Genomic DNA, 2125 nt, shown 5'->3' with positions numbered 1-2125 from the left:
CCCCCCGCGCGCCCGCCCCCCGCCGCGGGCCGCCGCACCGCTGCGGGCCGACCTGGAGGCCGCCGGCGCGCAGGTGCTGACCCTCGCCTGCGACCTGGCCGACCCGGACGCCGGCGCCGGCCTGCTGGCCGAGGTACGCGCCCGGGGCTGGCAGCCGCACACCGTGATCCACACCGCGGGCGTCGCCGGTACGTTGCCGCTGGCCAGGACGGGGCCCGCGGAGGTCGCCGCCACCCTGGGCGCCAAGACCGCCGGCGCGCTGGCCCTGGACGCGCTGCTCTCGACGGACGAGGTGGCGCACTTCGTGCTCTTCTCCTCGGCCGCCGGCGTGTGGGGCGGCGCCGGTCAGGGCGCGTACGCGGCGGCCAACGCCTACCTCGACGCCCTCGCCCAGCGCCGCCGCGACCGCGGGCTGCCCGCCACCGCCGTCGCCTGGGGGCGGTGGGCGGGCGAGGGGATGGCCACCGGCCCGGCCGCCTGGCACCTGGAGCGCATCGGCCTGCCGGCGATGGCACCGGCGACCGCGCTCGAAGCCCTCCAACAGGCCCTGGCCGACGGCCACACCTGTGTGACCGTCGCGGACGTCGACTGGTCGCGGTTCGCCGCCCGCTACACCGCCGCCCGCCCCCGGCCGCTGATCAGCGCCCTGCTGCCGGCCCCCACCGGCCCCGATGACGCGCCGCCCGGTGGTGTGGTGGCGCCCGTGGTGGTGCCTGCCGCGGACGCCGACGACGGCCCGGCCCGGTTCCGCCGGCACCTGGCCGACCAGCAGCCGGCCGAGCGCCAGGCCAGCCTGCTGGCCCTGATCCGCACCGAGACCGCGGCCCAACTCGGCCACGCCACGGCGAGCGCGGTCGAACCCGCCCAGTCCTTCCGCGACCTCGGCTTCGACTCGATGGCCGCGGTCGGCCTGCGCAACCGGCTCGGCGAAGCGACCGGACTGCACCTGGCGGCCACCCTGGTCTACGACCACGAGACCCCCAAGGAACTGGCCGAACACCTGGCCTGCGCGCTGGCGGAGGCCACCGACCCGGTCCGGCCCGCCGCGCCCGCCGACCCCACCTCGCGGGAGCTGCTCGGCTCGGTGTACCGACAACTCGCGCTGCTCGGCAAGATGAAGGACGCGGAGGGCCTGCTGGCCGGGGCGGCGAGCCTGCGGGAGACCTTCGACGACCCGGACCGGTACGCCGGCACCACACCCTTCGCGACACTCGCCCGCGGCGGCCCCGACCGGCCGGCGCTGATCTGCTTCCCACCCTTCGCCCCCGTCGAGGGCGCCCTGCAATTCGCCAGGCTGGCCGGCGGGTTCGACGGATTCTGCGACACCTCGGTCCTCACCGTGCCGGGGTTCAAGCCCGCCGAACCACTGGCCGCATCCCGCGAGGTGCTCGTCGACGTGCTCACCGATGCGGCCGTGCGCTGCGCCGCCGGCCGGCCCTTCGTCCTGCTCGGCTACTCCTCCAGCGGCTGGCTCGCCCACGAGGTGCGCATCAGGTTGGAGGCGCGCGGGAGGGGCCCGCAGGGCGTCGTACTCCTGGACACCTATCTGCCGGCCAGCATGCCGCTGCCGTTGCGCAAGGCCATGAACTACGAGGTCATCGTGCGGCGCCAGGCGTTCGCCGCGCTGGACTACACGGCGCTGACGGCCATCGGCACCTACCGCAGGATGTTCCGCGGCTGGGAGCCGGCCCGGGGCAGTGCGCCCACCCTGGTCGTCCGCCCGGACGAGTGTGTGCCGGGCTCGCCCGACGAGCCGGTGACCGTGCCCGACTGGCGGTCCACCTGGCCGCACGCGCACGACCGCGCCCAGGTACGGGGCGACCACTGCACGATGATCGGCGAGCACGCCGCGGCCACCGCGGCCGTCGTCCGCGACTGGCTCACCACCCTCCCCGCCCGACCGGACCACCCCACCCCGGCCGCCTGACCCCGGGGCCGTACGCGTCCCGTACGGCAACCCGCTCGGTACGAGGACCCGCCCCCCGTACGGGAACCGCTCTGTACGGAAACCCCCCCCCCCCCCCCCCCCCCCCCCCCCCCCCCCCCCCGGGGGGCCCCCCCCCCCCCCCCCCCCCCCCCCCCCCCCCCCCCCCCCCCCCCCCCCCCCCCCCCCCCCCCCCCCCCC

At 77.8% G+C, this 2125-nt stretch carries 1 protein-coding gene and 1 pseudogene; one reads left to right on the top strand and one right to left on the bottom strand.

The features are described from left to right. Positions 1-1927: KR domain-containing protein (locus AAHZ94_RS33100; protein ID WP_349997401.1), on the top strand; the 1927-nt coding region annotated here is incomplete at its 5' end. On the opposite strand, the pseudogene AAHZ94_RS33095 reads toward AAHZ94_RS33100, so the two are convergent. Beyond that, a pseudogene (locus AAHZ94_RS33095) lies at positions 1881-2125 on the bottom strand (hypothetical protein); the annotation flags it as partial. The gene AAHZ94_RS33100 and the pseudogene AAHZ94_RS33095 overlap by 47 nt on opposite strands.

Source organism: Streptomyces sp. HSW2009, from assembly GCF_040240285.1.
In the GTDB taxonomy this organism is placed as follows: domain Bacteria; phylum Actinomycetota; class Actinomycetes; order Streptomycetales; family Streptomycetaceae; genus Streptomyces.
This window is presented reverse-complemented; position numbering and strand designations above follow the sequence as displayed.